This window comes from Pseudonocardia sp. EC080619-01 (assembly GCF_001420995.1).
GTDB lineage: Bacteria > Actinomycetota > Actinomycetes > Mycobacteriales > Pseudonocardiaceae > Pseudonocardia.
Window position 1 is genome coordinate 4,757,928 of sequence record NZ_CP012184.1, and the last position, 15,948, is coordinate 4,773,875.

Below are 15,948 nucleotides of genomic sequence, written 5' to 3' on the forward strand. Positions count from 1 at the left end.
GTGTGCGGGTGACGTCGATTCCCGCCGGGAGCCCCGGACGATGAGCCTGCTCGCCGAACAGCGGCGCGAGGTCATCGTCGACGAGGTCCGCACCCGCGGTGCGGTCCGCGTCTCCGAGCTCGCCGAGCACCTCGGGGTCTCCGAGATGACGGTGCGGCGTGACCTCGACGTCCTGGCGCGTCGCCGGCTGGTGGACAAGGTGCACGGCGGTGCGACGGCGATCGGCGAGCACACCACCGAGGAACCCGGGTTCTCCGCGAAGTCGGTCCGGGAGCTGGAGGAGAAGGACGCGATCGCCGCCGAGGCCGCGGAGCTCGTGACGCCCGGCTCGGCGGTCGGCCTGTCCGCCGGGACGACGACGTGGCGGCTCGCGCACCGGCTGGCGAGGATCCCGCGCCTGACCGTGGTCACCAACTCGCTCGCCGTCGCCGAGGCGCTGCACACCGGCGGCGCCGAGTCCCGCGGCACCACGGTGATCCTCACCGGCGGGGTGCGGACGCCGTCGGAGGCCCTGGTCGGACCGGTCGCGATCGCCGCGCTCCGCTCGCTGAACCTGGAGATCGTGTTCCTCGGCGTGCACGGGATGAGCGCGGCGGCCGGGTTCTCGACCCCGAACCTGACCGAGCGCGACACCAACCGCGCGCTCGTCGACGCCGGTCAGCAGCTCGTCGTCGTCGCCGACCACACCAAGTGGGGCACGGTCGGCATCTCCACCATCGCCGACCTCGACGAGGCCGACGTGCTGGTCACCGACGCCGGCCTGGCCGACACCGACCGTGCGGTCCTCGAGGGCGAGGTGGACCGCCTGATCATCGCTGACCCCGGGAAGTAGGCATGACGGTGCAGAAGCTCTCGACACGGATGGCCGACGGCCGGGAGATCCTCTGGTTCGACGGCCCCGGTCACCCGCCCCGCGATCCCGCCGATCTCGTCGACCGGCGGGACCTGCCGCGGGTCACCCCGGCCTCGCAGCTGCGCTACGACGCGCTGGCGGGGGAGTGGGTGGCGATCGCCGCGCACCGGCAGGACCGCACGTACAAGCCCCCGGCCGACCAGTGCCCGCTCTGCCCGAGCCGCGACGGTCGGCTGACCGAGGTCCCGTCGCCCGAGTACGGCGTGGTCGCCTTCGAGAACCGGTTCCCGTCGTTCGGGTCCGCCCCGGGGGCGCCGCTCCCGGTGCCGGGCGAGGTGCCCGAGGCGGCGTCGGGGCGGTGCGAGGTCGTCTGCTTCACCGACGACCACTCGGTCCCGTTCTCCCGTCTCCCCCCGGAACGGGTGCGGCTGGTGCTGGAGGCGTGGGCGGACCGGACCGCGGAGCTCGGCGCGCGTCCCGGGGTCCGCTACGTGTTCCCGTTCGAGAACCGCGGCGCCGAGATCGGCGTGACGCTGTCGCACCCGCACGGCCAGATCTACGCCTATCCCTACGTCCCGCCGTTCCCGCAGCGGATGCTCGCCCACGTCGCCGCGCACCGGGAGGCGACCGGGGAGAACCTGTTCGACTCGCTGCTCGCCGAGGAGCGCGCGGGGGAGCGGGTCGTCGTCTCCGGGGAGCACTGGACGGCGTTCGTGCCGGCGGCCGCGCGCTGGCCGGTCGAGGTGCACCTGTACCCGCACCGGCCCACGCCCGACCTGCCCGCGCTCGACGAGGCGCAGCGGGCCGAGTTCCCGCACGTCTACCTGGACCTGCTGCGCCGGCTCGACGCGCTCTACGACGACGAGCTGCCCTACGTCGCGGGCTGGAACCAGGCCCCCGTACGGGAGTCCGACGGCCGTGCCGACGCCCGGCTGCACCTGCGCGTGCACTCGATCCGCCGGGCCCCTGGCAAGATCAAGTATCTGGCCGGGTCGGAGTCCGGTGCGGGCGCCTTCATCTCGGACGTGCTGCCCGAGGCGGTCGCGGAGCGGCTGCGCGAGCTCTGACCCCGGGCGGCCCCGGACATGCGTCGAGGCCGGTGCCCCTCCCCAGGGGCACCGGCCTCGGACGTCTCGGGGGTGGGTCGGTCAGACCCGGACCGCGCTGTTGAACGGCATCGCGTCGATGTCGGAGTACTTCACCGGCTCGCCGCTCGTGGACGCGTGCAGGATCTTGCCGTTGCCCGCGTAGATGCCCACGTGGCTCACCGGCGAGTAGAAGAACACCACGTCGCCGGGCTTGAGGTCGCTCTTCGAGACGGACTCGCCGTCCATGTCGGCCTGCGCGCTCGACGTGCGCGGGAGGTCGACGCCGACCTTCTCGAACGCCCACACCATCAGGCCGGAGCAGTCGAACGCGCTCGGGCCGGTGGCGCCCCACTGGTACGGGGTGCCGAGCTTGGTCTTGGCGGCGGCCAGCGCCTGCAGGCCGTTCGCGGAGCCGGTGAGGTCGGTGACGGGGTCGCCCGACACCTCGCCGGAGCCCGCGCCGTCGCGGGCGCTCGACCGGGCCTTCTCCTCGGCCTCGGCGGCCTTCTCCTCGGCGTCCTTCTTCGCGACCGCGGCGATCCGGGCGGCGTCGGCCTGCTCGAAGGCCTGCGGGACGGCGGAGGTGACGTGCTCCAGGCCGGTGCTCAACGAGGACGCGGCCTCGCTCGTCCCCGGGCCGCCCTGCTCGGAACCGGCGGCCGGCACGGAGAGCTGCATCGTGGACTGGTTGTCGGCCTGGGCGAGGTCCATGTTCGCCGCGGGGTCGACCGGGGTGTCGTCCGGCGCGCCGAGCGAGGTCACCACGCCCATCACGGCGGTGGCGCCGACGAGGGTGGCCGACATCGTCGCGGCGACGGCGCGGGGCCGGGTGCCGAACGGGCCGGTCTCCGAGGTGCCGCGGACGAGGCCGACGGCGGAGCGGGAGGTGACGCCGGCGGGGACGTCGCGGGTGACGACGGTGTCGTCGCTCCCGCCGGTCCCGACGGTGTCGCCGGGCACGACCGGCAGGCCGGTCGGCGGGGTGTCGATCCGCTCGATCGCCGGGCCGAAGGCGCCGGTGCCGTTCTCGCGGGCCGCGCGGCGGCCGCCGGAGGTCGGGGCGTCGAAGCCGGCGTCGGAGTACCGGGCGAGCAGCTCGGAGGCGGAGATGCCGGCGGTCGCGTCACGGTCGCGCCGGCGACGGGGGATCTCGGTTCCGGCGACGTCGGGGGTGTCGCCGGGGCGCAGTGCAGTGGTCATTCGTGTCCTCGCCGCCACGCGGACACCGGCTCTCGGGGGTCGAGCCGGACATCGTGTCCGCCCCCGCCGCATGCTGGGGTGGGCGCCAGGGGGAGTGTCGGCGGGCGGGGGAGCAGGCGGCCGACCGGGCGCACCAGCCGACATCTCGTCGACCAGCACCCAGGACCGTAACCGGTCCGTGACTCACATGCCTGCCCGGCTCGCGTGCGTGCGACGAACGGCGTCTCCCGCGCGATCCGCGTGCGGATCGACCGCCGAACGGCGGGCGTACTGGTCCGTCGGGGCGGTCGCAGCGACCGTCCACGACGAGCGGTCGGTGCGATCGGGTGACGGGACGGGGCCGGGGGTCACCCGGCGGCACCCGGCCGGACGGGTGCCGCCGGGCCCGGTCAGTTCCCGGTCCAGGTGGGTGGACGGCGGTCCCCGAAAGCGGCGACGGCCGCCCGGAAGTCGGCCGAGCCGTAGACCCGCTCGACGACCGCGGAGTCGTCCCGGTCCGGCCCGTCGGCCCGGCCGCGGAGGAGCTCCTTGGTCGCCCAGATCGTCAGCGGCGCACCGCCGGTCAGCCGGGGGGTCAGCTCCGCGAGCCCGGCGTCGAGGTCGTCGACGACCGCGTGCAGGAAGCCCGGGACCCGCCTTGCCTCGTCGGTCTCCAGGAACCGCGCGGTGAGCAGCAGGTCCGCGGTCAGCGCGCGGCCCAGCGACTCGACGAGGAGGTCGAGCGTGCGGGCCGAGAGGCAGTTCCCCAGCGTCCGCGCGATGGGCACGCCGAACCGGGAGCCCGGCGTCGCGATCCGCAGGTCGGTGGCGCAGGCGATGCCCAGGCCGCCGCCGACGCAGTACCCCTCGACCGCCGACACCGTCGGCACCTGCACCGCCCGGATCCGGTCCAGGACCTCGGTGACCCGCTTCTCGTAGGCGACGCCGTCGGCCCCGGAGGTGAAGGCGGCGAACTGCCCGATGTCGGTGCCGGCGACGAAGGCCCGGCCGCCGTCGCCGCGCACGACGAGCGCTCGGACCTCGTCGTCGGCGTCGGCGCGCTCGCAGGCATCGACCAGCGCCGCGTACATGTCCCAGGTCAGGGCGTTGTGCTGGGCCGCGCGGCGGAACGTCAGGGTGAGCACCCCGGCGTCGAGCGCGGTGGTTGCGTCGCTCATCGTCGTCCTCCCTGCGCCGGCTGGGGCAGCTCGGCGAGCACGTCGTCGGTCGCCGACCCGAGCGACGGGCCGGCGTTGCCGCGGCGGGCCGGGGTGCGGGAGAACCGCATCGGCGAGCCGAGCTGGCGTACCTCGCCCAGCTCCGGGTGCTCGGCGTCCCAGAAGAAGCCGCGCTCGGTCAGGACGTGGTCGGTGAACACCTCGTCGTAGCCGGCGATGGCGGCACAGGGGACCCCGGCGTCGTCGAGCGCCGCGAGGACCTCCGCCGAGGTCATGGTGGTGGTGACCGCCTCGATCCGGGCGATCAGCGCGTCCTTCGCGGCGAGCCGGCCCGGGGTGTCGGCGAAGCGCGGGTCGGACTCCAGCTCCTGCAGTCCGAGCGCCGAGCACAGCGCCGACCAGAGGCGCTCGGTGTTCGCGCCGACCGTCACGTGCCCGTCTCCGGTCCGCACCGCCTGGTAGGGCGCGTAGCGCTGGTGCGCCGACCCCTGCCGGACGGGGACCTCGCCGTCGCCGAAGTACATCCCGGCCTCCCAGACCGCCAGCGACGCACCGGACTCCAGCAGCGAGACGTCGACGTGCTGCCCGGAGCCCGACCGGTCCCGCTCGCGCAGCGCGGCGGTGACGGCCAGCGCGACGTACAGCGCGGTGACCAGGTCGCAGACCGGCACGCCGACCTTGACGGGATCGCCGCCCTCGGTGCCCGTCACGCTCATCAGGCCGCTGGCCGCCTGGGCCATGATGTCCAGGCCCGGCCGCCCGGCCGCGGGACCGTCCTGGCCCCAGCCGGACGCGGAGGCGTACACGAGCTCGGGGCGCCGTGCGCTCAGCGCCGCGTACCCGAGACCGAGCCGGTCCATCGCGCCCGGCCGCAGGTTCTCGACGACGACGTCGGCCCGGTCCACCAGTGCGAGGAAGGCGTCGCGGCCGGCCTCGTCCTTGAGGTCGAGGACGACCGACTCCTTGTTCCTGTTGAGCCGCAGGAACGGCGAGCTCTCACCGTCGAGGAACGGGCCCGCCGACCGGGTCGGGTCGCCGATGCCCGGCGGCTCGATCTTGACGACGCGCGCGCCGAGGTCGGCCAGCTGCATCGTGGCGAACGGCGCCGCCATGAACGCGCCGATCTCGAGTACGAGCACTCCCTGCAGGGGTGGTGCGGTGGACATCTGCGACCTCCTCGGAGCCGACGGTCCGGCTCGATATACGGTATACAGAACAGTGGCGAAGGGGGCGATGCCGATGACGGCGGTGGAGCCGGAGGACCGGCGGCGGATCGTCGCGCCGCCGAGCATGGCCGTGCTGGCCACCGACGCCCTGCGCGGGATGATCTTCTCCGGCGAGCTCGCGCTGGGCGAGCGCCTGGTCGAGGCCCGCCTCACCGAGCGGCTGGGGGTGTCCCGGCCGCCGCTGCGTGAGGCGTTGCAGACCCTCGCGCACGAGGGGCTCGTCGTGACCCACCCGCGGCGCGGCGCCACCGTCCGCACCCTGACCCGGCACGACGTCTTCGAGATCGTGACGCTGCGCGAGGAGCTGGAGTCGTTCGCCGTCCAGCTCGCGCTGCCGGTGCGGTCGGAGGCCCGGCTGGAGCGCTGCCGGGAGGCCCTGCGGGTGTTCGAGGCCGCGGGGCGGGCCGGCGACGAGACCCGTTTCATGCAGCGGAAGTTCGACTTCCACCTGGAGATCGTGGCCCTCGCGGGGCACTCGCGGATCACCGAGACCTACCGGTCGCTGTCGTTCCAGATGCTGCTGTGCTTCGCGCTGAACCGGGCCGCCCGCCGCGACGTGGAGACGCTGCTGGACAACGTGGAGCGGCACCGCGAGCTGCTCGAGGTGATCGAGGCCGGCGACCCGGAGGACGCCCGCCGGGCGCTGGCCGAGCACGGTCACGGCTCGTTCCTGCTCGACGTGGTCGACCAGCTCGACGGCGGCACCCCCGAGTCGGAGGAGTGGCTCGCCGCGCGGCGCGCCCTGCGGTGACCCGCCGCCGGGACGGCTCACCCGAACAGTCCGCCGATCCGTTCGGCGGCCCGGCGCAGCAGCGTGTCCGCCTCCGCGGCGCGGTCGTGTGTGAACCGCTGCACCGGTCCCGACACCGACACCGCCGTCGGGACCGGAGCGCCGGGCACGGGGACGGCGACGCAGAAGACGCCCAGCTCCTGCTCCTCGTCGTCGATGGCCCGGCCGGCCCGCCGGATCCCGGCGAGCTCGGCCAGCAGGAGATCGGTGTCGACGATCGTGCGGCCGGTCATCACCGGCGTCCCCGCGCTGCGGAGCAGGCGGCGCACCTCGTCGTCGTCGAGCTGGGCGAGCAGGGCCTTGCCCACCCCGGTGCTGTGCAGGTGCACCCGTCGCCCGACCTCGGTGAACATCCGCATGGAGTGCCGGGACGGGACCTGCGCGGTGTAGACGGCGCGTTCGCCGTCCAGCACCGCCATGTTCGCCGTCTCGCCGATCTCCTCGGCGAGCGACCGCAGGTCCGCGCCCGCCCGCACCCCGAGCACCCGTGACGCCCGGTCCCCGAGCCCGATCAACCGGGGACCGAGGGTGTAGCGCCGGTTGGTCAGCTGGTGCGCGTAGCCGAGATCGAGCATGGTCCGCACGATCCGGTGGATGGTCGGGAGCGGGAGGCCCGACGCCTCGGCGAGCTCGCTGATCGTGAGCTCGCCGTCGGCGTCGGCCATCACGCCGAGCACCTGGAAGGCACGGGCGATCGACTGGACACCGGCCGTCCCGCTCCCGGTGCTGGGCGCCGTCGTCATCGGGTGCCTCAGCCCCAGCCCGGGACGACGAAGATCAGCCAGGTGGCGAGCGGGGCGACCGCGCACATGCTGAAGCCCCAGATCATCAGCCCGCGGAAGACCTTGTCGGTCTCCTCGCCCGGCGCGTTCGCCACCACCAGTGCGCCGCTGGTGGAGAACGGCGACGAGTCGACGACCGACGACGAGATCGCGAGGGCGATGATCAGCCCGACCGCGCCGACCTCACCGGCCAGCAGGAACGGCACCGCGAGCGGGATCAGGGCGCCGAGGATGCCGGTGGTGGAGGCGAAGGCGGAGACGATCGCGCCGATCAGGCAGATGATGATCGCCGCGAGCAGCGGCCAGCCGATCTGGGTCACCAGGTTGCCGAGCCAGTCGATCGTCCCGACCCGCTCCATGAGCGACACGAACGTCACGATGCCGCAGATCAGCAGCACGGTCGGCCAGGCGACCTGCCCGACGGCGGCCTTCGCCGACGACGGCGAGATCAGCGAGAGCACGGCGGCGACGGTGAGGGCGGTGAAGCCGACGTCGAGGCCGAACGCCAGCGCGCCGACGGCGAGGGCCACCAGGCCGATGATGGTGAAGATGTGGTCGCGGGTCAGCGGGCCGTGGTCCGGCTCGCCGATCGGTCCGTCCGTGCCGCCGGGGCCGCTCCGTCCGTCCGGGCCGTCGGAGCTGCCGGTGTCGCCCGGGTCGCCGCCACCGGTCGCGGGGGCGTCGCCGGAGCCCCCGGTGGAGTGGTGCCGGTGCGTGCCCGACCCGCCGCCGCCGAGCGCCACCGACGTGGCCGGCTCCGCGGCGAGCGCGATCCGGTCCTCCGACGCGGTCGCGGCGGCCGCGTTGGAACGGCGGATCAGCTCGCGCCCGCCGAACAGGAAGAACACCACCACGCTGAGCAGCAGGTTGAACAGGAACGACGACACGAACAGCAGGACCGGGCTGCTCGGGAGCGCATTCCGGTCGACGACGCCGTTCACGATGCTGCCGAAGATGCTCATCGGCGAGAACCCGCCCGCACTCGCACCGTTGATGATGAGCAGACCCATCATCATCGGATTGATGCGGTAGTGGAGCGCGAATCCCATGCCGATCGGCGCGATGATCGCGACCGCGGCGGGGACGACCGCACCGACCGCCGTCAGCACCGCGGTGACCAGGAACATCACCCACGGGATCAGGGCGATCCGGCCACCCACGGCACGGACGGCCAGCTGTACCAGGCGATCGACGGTGCCGTTGCCCTTCGCGATCGCGAACAGCAGCGTGACGCCGACCAGGATGACGAAGAGGTCACCCGGGAATCCGGAGACGATGTCGTCGGTGTCCTCGCCGACGAACGCGGTGCCGACGATGAATGCGGCGACGAAGGCGAGCGCACCCATGTGGACCGGGAGAACGGTGGCGATCAGGAACACCAGGGCTAGCGCCACGACGGTGATGAGTTGTATGGACATCGCGATCCTCTGTGGTCGGCACTGACTCAGGCAGGGACGTGCGAACGGTCGCCTCGGTGCGGCCGCACAGTTTTCCGCATCGCGGAAAATCAATTCCTTTTGGAGTATCAGCCGGATCACACTCGGGCGTCAACCCGGTGCTGCAGGCCGGCGGTGGCGGGTCGTTCGGGCTCGGACGGGACTCGGTTCTGACCTCTCGACGGAAGACAGTAGACGGTATACCGTCTACTGGCGAGACCGAGATTTCGTGATGCGGAAGCACTCGGCACCGAGCGTGGAGGACGCACAATGACGTACGCAGCAGGCCGCCACTTCCTGCAGATCCCCGGTCCCACGAACGTCCCGGACAGCGTGCTGCGGGCGATGTCGGCGCCGACGATCGACCACCGCGGGCCCGACTTCCAGGCACTCGGCCAGGAGCTGCTCCGCGACATCCGGCCGGTGTTCGGCACCACGAACCCCGTGGTCATCTACCCGGCGACCGGCACGGGTGCCTGGGAGGCGGCGCTGGTCAACACGCTGAGCCCCGGCGACGCCGTGCTGACGTTCGAGACCGGTCACTTCGCCACGCTCTGGCAGGAGATGGCCCGCGGGCTGGGCCTGGAGGTCGACTTCGTGCCGGGCGACTGGCGGCACGGCGCGGACCCCGCCGTCGTCGCCGAGCGGCTCGCCGCCGACACCGCGCACCGCATCAAGGCGGTCTGCGTGGTGCACAACGAGACCTCCACCGGCGTCACCAGCCGGGTGCCGGAGATCCGGGCGGCCATCGACGCCGCCGAGCACCCCGCCCTGCTGCTGGTCGACACCATCTCCTCGCTGGGGTCGATCGACTACCGGCACGACGAGTGGGGCGTCGACGTGACGGTGTCCGGCTCCCAGAAGGGCCTCATGCTGCCGCCGGGCATGAGCTTCAACGCGGTCAGCGACAAGGCCCTCGAGGCCTCCCGCACCGCGCGGCTGCCCCGGACGTTCTGGGACTGGGCCCCGATGCTGGCCGCCAACGAGCGCGGCTTCTTCCCCTACACGCCCAACACCAACCTCATGTACGGGCTGCGCGAGGCGCTGCGCCTGCTCTACGACGAGGGCCTGGAGAACGTCTTCGCCCGGCACACCCGGCACGCCGAGGCGACCCGCGCCGCCGTCCGCGGCTGGGGCCTGGAGGTCCTCTGCCTCGACGAGCGGGAACACTCCGGCGCGCTCACCGCGGTGCTGGTCCCCGCCGACGTCGACGCCGACAAGGTCCGCGCGATCATCCTCGACCGCTACGACATGTCGCTCGGCGCCGGGCTGGGCAAGCTCGCCGGGAAGGTCTTCCGGATCGGGCACCTCGGCTCGTTCAACGACCTCACGCTGGCCGGGACCCTGGCCGGCGTCCAGATGGGGCTGAACCTGGCCGGCGTGAAGATCGACCCGGGCGGCCTCGACGCCGCGCTGGAGCGCCTGCAGTCCGGCTGAGCCCCCGCCGGCCCGCGTCGCAGGAGCACCACCCGTCGCATCGTCGCGAGAGGACCCACCACCGATGACCGCCGAGCTGACCCGTCCCGCCCGCCCGGCCCCCGCCTCCACCGGACTCGAGGACGCCCTGCGCGCCCGCGTGACCGGTGAGGTCGCCTTCGACGACTACTCCCGGCACCTGTTCTCCCGGGACGCCAGCATGTACTCGATCATGCCGCTCGGTGTGGTCTTCCCCCGCACGCACGACGACGTCGCCGCGGCCGTCCGTATCGCGGGCGAGTTCGGCGTCCCGGTGGTCCCGCGCGGGGCAGGCACCAGCCTCGCGGGGCAGACCGTCGGCCCCGGCCTGGTGCTGGACATGTCCCGGCACCTCAACCGGATCGTCGAGATCGACCCGGAGGCGCGCACCGCCGTCGTCGAGGTGGGGGTGGTGCAGGACCAGCTCAACGCGCGCGCCGCCGAGCACGGGCTGATGTTCGGACCGGACACCTCCACCAGCAACCGGGCGACGATCGGCGGGATGCTCGGCAACAACTCGGCGGGCAGCGGGTCGCTCACCTTCGGGATGACGATCGACCACATCCGGGCGCTGGACGTCGTGCTGTCCGACGGCTCGACCGCCCGGCTCGAACCGGTCGACGAGGCCGAGCGGCTGCGGCGTGCGGCGGCCGACACCCTCGAGGGCCGGATCTACCGGGAGCTGCCGGAGCTGGTCACCGCGCACGAGAAGGCCATCGCGGAGGGCATGCCGCTGTTCTGGCGGCGGGCCTGCGGGTACCGGCTGGACCGGCTCGCCGGCTACGGCGAGGCCAACCCGTTCGACCTGGCGAAGTTCGTCGTCGGGGCGGAGGGGACGCTGGTGCTGGCCACCCGCGCCGTCGTCGACCTGGTGCCGAAGCCGAAGCGCACCGTGTACGCGGTCGGGCACTTCGACACCACGCACGGCGCGATCTCGGCGACCCTGGACGCGCTGAGCTGCGCGCCGCACCAGGTCGAGATGATGGACAAGACGATCCTCGACCTGTCCCGGAAGAAGATCGAGTACGCCGACCTGGGCAACCACCTCGTCGGCGACCCGGCGGCGCTGCTGTTCGTGTCCTTCTCCGGCGACGAGATCGACGAGCTGTCCGCGAAGGTCGACGCCGTCGCCGCCCTGTGGGCCGAGCACGGGCACGGGTACCACACGCTCAAGCTGGTCACCCCGGCCGAGCAGGCGGCGCTGCTGAAGGTCCGCAAGTCCAGCCTCGGCCTGCTGATGGCCGCCGGTGAGGGGACGAAGCGCCCGCTGGCGTTCATCGAGGACACCGCGGTCGCGCCCGAGCACCTGGCCGAGTACACGGAGCGGTTCGCCGCGATCCTCGACGCCCACGGGCTGGAGGCCGGCTTCTACGGCCACTGCTCGGTCGGCTGCCTGCACATCCGGCCCTTCGTCGACCTCACCGACCCGGAGCAGGTCGAGACGATGCGGGTGGTCGCCGAGAAGGTCAAGGACCTGGTCGCCGAGTACGGCGGCGTCAACTCCAGCGAGCACGGCGACGGCCTCGCCCGCTCGGAGTTCAACCGGGAGATCTTCGGCGACGAGCTCTACGAGGCGATGCAGCGGGTCAAGCGGATCTTCGACCCGGCCGGTGTCATGAACCCCGGCAAGATCGTCGACGCGCCGCCGATGACCGACAACCTGCGCGACCGCGACGCCCTGCCGCCCGCACCGCCGCTGACCACGGCGCTGTCGTTCGAGGTGATCGGCGGGCCGGGCGCGGGGATGCGGGACGTGGCGGACCGGTGCATGAACATCGGCCTGTGCCGCAAGACGACGGCCGGGGTGATGTGCCCGTCCTACCAGGTCACGCTGCAGGAGGAGCACTCCACGCGGGGCCGGGCGAACGCGCTGGTCAAGGCGCTGTCCGAGCCGGACCCGGCCGCCGCGCTCGGCGACGAGCGGCTGCACGAGATCCTCGACCTGTGCCTGGGCTGCAAGGCGTGCAAGAGCGAGTGCCCGATGAGCGTCGACATGGCGTCGCTGAAGTCGGAGGCGCTGCACCACCACCACGAGCAGCACGGCACGCCGCTGCGCTCGCGGATCTTCGGCGGGATCCGGGCACTGAACCGGCTCGGGTCGGCGACGGCGCCGCTGTCGAACCTGCCCGACCGGGTCCGCCCGCTGCGGGCGCTCATGGAGCGCACCGTCGGGATCACCGCGGCCCGGCCGATGCCCCGGTTCGTCCGGGACAACCTGGTGCGCTGGAACCGGCGCCGGGACCGGCCCGCGCCGGGCAGCGCCGGCACCGTGAACTGGCTCGCCGACTCCTTCACCACCTACACCGAGCCGCACATCGGGCGCGCCGCGATCGAGCTCCTCGAACGTGCCGGATGGACCGTCGAGCTCGCCGGTGGCGGCTGCTGCGGGCGGTCCAGCCTGTCCAAGGGCATGCTCGACGACGCCCGTCGCAAGGCGTCCGGGCTGGTCACCTCGCTGGCCCGGGACACCGCGCCGGGATCACCGATCGTCGGCTGCGAGCCGTCGTGTGTGTTCACCCTGCGGGACGAGACGCTGTCGCTGCTCGGGAACACCCCCGATGCGGAGCAGGTCGCCGGCCGGGTGCAGCAGGTCGAGGAGCTGCTGGTCGCCGCGATCGACGACGGCCGCCTCGTGCTGCCCGAGCGGTCCGGGCTGAGTGGGCGGCGGGTGGTCTTCCACGGGCACTGCCACCAGAAGGCCGAGGTCGGCACCGCCGCGACCCTGGCCCTGCTGCGCCGGATCCCCGGCCTGGAGGTGTCCGAGATCGACTCCGGGTGCTGCGGGATGGCCGGGTCGTTCGGGTTCGAGGCCGAGCACTACGAGACGTCGATGGCGGTCGGCCGGGACCGGCTGTTCCCGGCGATCGAGGCCGAGCCCGCCGACACCCTCGTCGCCGCCACCGGGGTCTCCTGCCGGCAGCAGATCTTCCACGGCGTCGGGCGGACCGCCTGGCACCCGCTGGAGCTCGTCCGCACCGCGCTGGAGGGCTGACGCGTGCGCGTCGTGCGGTACCGGGACGCCGGCGGCGCGGCCCGGCGGGGGAGCGTGGAGTCCTCGGCGGACGGCGACCTGGTGCGCGAGCTCGGCCCGGCCGGGCCGGGCGAGGTCGCGGGCAGGCTGGACGACGTGGCACTGCTCGCTCCGTGCGACCCGCGCACCATCGTGTGCGTCGGCAGCAACTATGCCTGCCAGGTCGAGGAGAAGGGGCGCGCCTGGCCGGAGCAGCCCGCGCTGTTCCTGAAGGCACCGAACGCCCTCGCCGCGCCGGGGCAGACGGTCCTGCGCCCGGCCGAGGTGGAGCGGCTGGAGTACGAGGGCGAGCTCGCGGTCGTGATCGGGCGGACCGCCCGGAGGGTCATCGAGCGCGATGCGATGGCCCACGTCTACGGCCTGACCTGCGCCAACGATGTCACCGCACACGACTGGCGGTCCGACGGCCAGTGGACCAGGGCGAAGAGCGCCGACACCTTCCTCCCGCTCGGCCCGTGGATCGAGACCGGTGACGACGACGGCCCCGCCGACCGGCCGCGTGCCGTGCGGACCCGGCTCGGAGACCGGGTGGTGCAGGAGTCCGACACCGGAAAGATGATCTTCTCGGTGCCCGAGATCCTGGCCTGGGTGACGCGGTGGATCACGCTGCAGCCCGGCGACGTCGTGCTCACCGGCAGCCCGGCCGGGGTGGGCCCGATGGCGCCGGGGGACCTCGTGACCGTCGAGATCGAGGGGCTCGGGGCGTTGAGCAATCCTGTGGGGGCCTCCGGCTCGTGAGTGGAGAAGTCGGCCGGAACCGACTTCTCCACTCACGAGCCGGCGGGCCCGACCGGTTCCGGGGTGTCCAGCTCGGCGGGCGCCGGGGCGTCGGCGTGCCCGAGGGCGCTGCGGTAGACGTCGCCGAGCTGCGCGGCCCAGCCGGACGCCTCGAAGCGGTCGAGGAACCGCTGCCGGGCCGCCGCCCCGTACCGGGCGCGCAGCTCCGGGTCGCGGGTCAGACGCACCAGCTCGTCGGCGATCCGCGACGACACCACCGGGGCCAGCGCACCGGTGTGCCGGGTGACGATCTCCGGGATCCCGCCGACCCGGGTCGCGACGGCGGGCGTACCGGTGCCGTGCCCGAGCACCAGCATCCGCGGCATCGTGTCGTGCCGGGTGGTGTGCAGCTGCACGTCGGCCGCCCGCAGCAGCTCGACCGGGTCGGTGCTGCGGCGGAAGGCGACCCGGCCGGACAGGGCGTCGTCGCCCGCCACCCGGGACTCCAGCCACGGACGCAGCGGTCCGTCACCGCCCAGGACGACGGTGAGCGGCTCGTCCGGCGGTATCTCGGCGACGGCGTCGAGCAGCATGTCCTGGCCCTGTCCGCGCCGCATCGGCGCGACCGACACGGCGACGACCTCGTTCTCGTCGACCCCGAGCCCGCGGCGCAGCCGGGCGGCGGCGTCGGGGGTCCCCACACCGGGGTCGGCCGCACCGTCCGGGATCACCGACAGCCCGGCGGTGGAGCCTGCGACCCGCCGGTACCAGTCCCGCTGCAGCACCGAGGTCGCGATCGTGCGTGTCATGAACCGGCGCCGGGCCAGCGTCTTCGCCGTCCGGCGGAGCTGGTCGCCGCGGTCGGCAGGCTGCTCGTGGATGTGGTGCAGCGTCGAGACCGCGGGGACCCGGAGCCGGGCCGCGGCGGCCGAGCCGACGACGTCGGGCCGCAGGCCGTGGGTGTGCACGAGATCGACCCCGCGCTCGCGGAAGGCGGCGACGACCCGCAGGACCCCGCGCGGGTCCCACGGCGCCACGTTCAGCTCGACCGGCGGCGTGCCGGCCCGGGCGAGACGGGTCGCGATCCCGGTCGTGTCGGACGGGGCGAGTGCGACCACGACGATCTCGTAGCCGGCGCCGGGTGCGGCCTCGGCCAGGTCTGCCAGCGCGGCCGCGCAGCCACGAGGGTCGAGGGACTCGACGACATGTCCGATCTTCACGGTCTTCTTCCCTCCCGGGGCGGTAGGGACATCGGTCGGCGGTCCGGACGACACTACCGAGTGACGACGGTCGGTGACGGATCGGAACGCTGCGCGCATCGGGCGACGGTCGCTCCACGCTGCGGCCGGTCGGGGGAGCGCGGCGGGCCGTCGTGCGTCCATTACGGTCACGTCGTGCGTACGGTGCTGGTGATCGGAATCGGGGCGGGTGACCCGGAGCACCTCACCCTCCAGGCGGTGTCCGCCCTGCGGCGGGCCGACGTCGTCTTCGTCATCGACAAGGGCGACGTCAAGGACGACCTCCGGGCACTGCGCACCGGGATCCTCGACCGGCACCGGCCCGAGGGCGGGTACCGGCTCGTCACCGCGCCCGAGGTGGACCGCGACCGCGGCACCGAGGTCGAGCACGACGACGGGCGGTACCGCGACGTCGTCGTCGACTGGCAGGACCGGCGTGCCGAGCTGTACCGGCAGATGCTGACGACCGAGCTCGCCGACGGCGAGGTCGGCGCCTTCCTGGTCTGGGGCGACCCGTCGCTCTACGACGGCACCCTGCGCCTGCTCGACCGGGTGCTCGACGGCATCGACGGCGAGTGGTCGGTCGAGTCCGTCGCCGGGATCTCCAGCGTGGCCGCGCTCGCCGCGGCGCACCGGCTGATCCTCAACCGGGTCGGCCGCTCCGTCCTGATCACGACCGGGCGCCGGATCGCCGAGGGGATGCCCGACGACGTCGACGACGTCGTCGTCATGCTCGACGGCCGCACCGCCTTCGCCGGCCTCCCGCCCGAGCAGCGCGCCGACCTGCACATCTACTGGGGCGCCTACCTCGGCACCCCGGACGAGCTGCTGGTCGAGGGCCCGCTGGACGAGGTCGCCGGCGAGATCGCGGAGGTCCGTGCCGCCGCCCGCGAGCGCAAGGGATGGATCATGGACACCTACCTGCTGCGGCGGGGCGCCGACGAGCGCTGAGCACCGCGCAGCCGACGAGGAGGT

13 protein-coding genes are annotated in these 15,948 nt (G+C 73.5%); 7 read left to right on the forward strand and 6 right to left on the reverse strand.

The genetic code is table 11. From position 1 onward, the window contains the following. The first annotated feature begins 40 nt into the window (after nt 1-40). Both AD017_RS22345 and galT read left to right on the forward strand, forming a co-directional pair. A complete protein-coding gene (locus AD017_RS22345) occupies nt 41-832 on the forward strand; it encodes a DeoR/GlpR family DNA-binding transcription regulator (protein WP_010239972.1) in 792 nt (263 codons plus the stop codon). Nucleotides 833-840: 8 nt separating this feature from the next. Then, nucleotides 841-1,920 (forward strand): galactose-1-phosphate uridylyltransferase, encoded by a 1,080-nt coding sequence (gene galT, locus AD017_RS22350; RefSeq protein WP_029239869.1) that lies wholly within the window; start codon nt 841-843, stop codon nt 1,918-1,920. A gap of 81 nt (nt 1,921-2,001) precedes the next feature. On the opposite strand, the gene AD017_RS36525 is transcribed toward galT, so the two are convergent. The 3 genes from AD017_RS36525 to AD017_RS22365 form a co-directional block, all read right to left on the reverse strand. Further along, the gene (locus AD017_RS36525) at nt 2,002-3,141 is read right to left on the reverse strand and encodes a C40 family peptidase (protein ID WP_060575434.1); all 1,140 of its coding nucleotides are present in this window, start codon (nt 3,139-3,141) and stop codon (nt 2,002-2,004) included. 389 nt (nt 3,142-3,530) lie between these two features. After that, a complete protein-coding gene (locus AD017_RS22360) occupies nt 3,531-4,298 on the reverse strand; it encodes an enoyl-CoA hydratase (protein WP_060575437.1) in 768 nt (255 codons plus the stop codon). Then, entirely contained in the window at nt 4,295-5,464 is a 1,170-nt protein-coding gene (locus AD017_RS22365) for a CaiB/BaiF CoA-transferase family protein (protein WP_060575439.1), read from the reverse strand. Before AD017_RS22365 ends, AD017_RS22360 begins: the two co-directional genes overlap by 4 nt. Nucleotides 5,465-5,531: 67 nt before the next feature. On the opposite strand from AD017_RS22365, the gene AD017_RS22370 reads away from it, so the two are divergent. Then, nucleotides 5,532-6,275 carry a GntR family transcriptional regulator gene (locus AD017_RS22370; protein ID WP_010239987.1) on the forward strand — a complete coding sequence of 248 codons (744 nt, stop codon included), beginning with the start codon at nt 5,532-5,534 and terminating at the stop codon, nt 6,273-6,275. A gap of 17 nt (nt 6,276-6,292) precedes the next feature. Here the strand turns inward: AD017_RS22370 and AD017_RS22375 are convergent, their stop codons facing one another. Both AD017_RS22375 and AD017_RS22380 read right to left on the reverse strand, forming a co-directional pair. Further along, nucleotides 6,293-7,057 carry an IclR family transcriptional regulator gene (locus tag AD017_RS22375; protein WP_010239990.1) on the reverse strand — a complete coding sequence of 255 codons (765 nt, stop codon included), beginning with the start codon at nt 7,055-7,057 and terminating at the stop codon, nt 6,293-6,295. Nucleotides 7,058-7,065: 8 nt separating this feature from the next. Continuing rightward, the gene (locus tag AD017_RS22380; RefSeq protein WP_060575441.1) at nt 7,066-8,514 is read right to left on the reverse strand and encodes an SLC13 family permease; all 1,449 of its coding nucleotides are present in this window, start codon (nt 8,512-8,514) and stop codon (nt 7,066-7,068) included. Between the two features lie 288 nt (nt 8,515-8,802). Between AD017_RS22380 and AD017_RS22385 the strand changes: the two genes are divergently transcribed. The 3 genes from AD017_RS22385 to AD017_RS22395 all read left to right on the forward strand — a co-directional run bounded on the left by AD017_RS22385 (nt 8,803) and on the right by AD017_RS22395 (nt 13,756). Further along, entirely contained in the window at nt 8,803-9,969 is a 1,167-nt protein-coding gene (locus tag AD017_RS22385) for an alanine--glyoxylate aminotransferase family protein (protein WP_010239996.1), read from the forward strand. Between the two features lie 64 nt (nt 9,970-10,033). After that, nucleotides 10,034-12,979: an FAD-binding and (Fe-S)-binding domain-containing protein gene (locus AD017_RS22390; RefSeq protein ID WP_060575442.1), complete on the forward strand. Its 2,946-nt coding sequence runs from the start codon at nt 10,034-10,036 to the stop codon at nt 12,977-12,979. A 3-nt stretch (nt 12,980-12,982) separates the two neighbouring features. After that, nucleotides 12,983-13,756 carry a fumarylacetoacetate hydrolase family protein gene (locus AD017_RS22395; RefSeq protein WP_010239999.1) on the forward strand — a complete coding sequence of 258 codons (774 nt, stop codon included), beginning with the start codon at nt 12,983-12,985 and terminating at the stop codon, nt 13,754-13,756. Nucleotides 13,757-13,788: 32 nt separating this feature from the next. Here the strand turns inward: AD017_RS22395 and AD017_RS22400 are convergent, their stop codons facing one another. Continuing rightward, entirely contained in the window at nt 13,789-14,955 is a 1,167-nt protein-coding gene (locus AD017_RS22400; protein WP_010240001.1) for a glycosyltransferase family 4 protein, read from the reverse strand. Nucleotides 14,956-15,129: 174 nt separating this feature from the next. Here AD017_RS22400 and cobF point away from each other — a divergent pair, with 174 nt between their 5' ends. Continuing rightward, the gene (gene cobF, locus AD017_RS22405; protein ID WP_060575444.1) at nt 15,130-15,924 is read left to right on the forward strand and encodes a precorrin-6A synthase (deacetylating); all 795 of its coding nucleotides are present in this window, start codon (nt 15,130-15,132) and stop codon (nt 15,922-15,924) included. Nucleotides 15,925-15,948 lie beyond the last annotated feature (24 nt).